Origin of the sequence: Parapedobacter flavus (assembly GCF_035818675.1) — a bacterium.
GTDB lineage: Bacteria > Bacteroidota > Bacteroidia > Sphingobacteriales > Sphingobacteriaceae > Parapedobacter > Parapedobacter flavus.
The window spans coordinates 1-414 of record NZ_JAYKZZ010000060.1 but is presented as its reverse complement, the minus strand read 5'-3'; the positions used below and the strand labels follow the sequence as shown (position 1 = coordinate 414).

Here is a 414-nt window from a genome sequence, read left to right as displayed (position 1 = left end):
GGAAGTAGACCTTACTTCAATCGCTACCCCGGCCACATTGAACTATACGATCACCGTGGAGAACACGGGCAACGTGAGCCTGACGGGCATTGCAGCATCCGATGCGGTTGCGCAGGATGGCACGAATACGACACTGACCCTAGGTATGCCAACAGGTGATACCGACAATGACGGCAACCTTGGTGTGGGCGAGACCTGGGTATACGAAGTCAGCTACGCAGCGAATCAATCGCACATCGACAACGGCAATGATATTGTGAACATGTTTTCGTTCGATGCCGATGAGCTTACCGATGCGGTTAGTGATGACGCCACGACGACCATTACGCAGTCGCCTTCGGTTACGGTAACCAAGGAAGTAGACCTTACGGCTATCGCTGCCCCGGCTACACTGAACTACACGATCACCGTGGC

Annotated in this window: 1 protein-coding gene; it reads left to right on the top strand. The window is 54.1% G+C overall.

Features of this window, described 5'->3' with window-relative positions; translation table 11 throughout:
- Window positions 1–414: DUF7507 domain-containing protein (locus U9S71_RS20845; RefSeq protein ID WP_326329793.1), on the top strand; the 414-nt coding region annotated here is incomplete at both ends.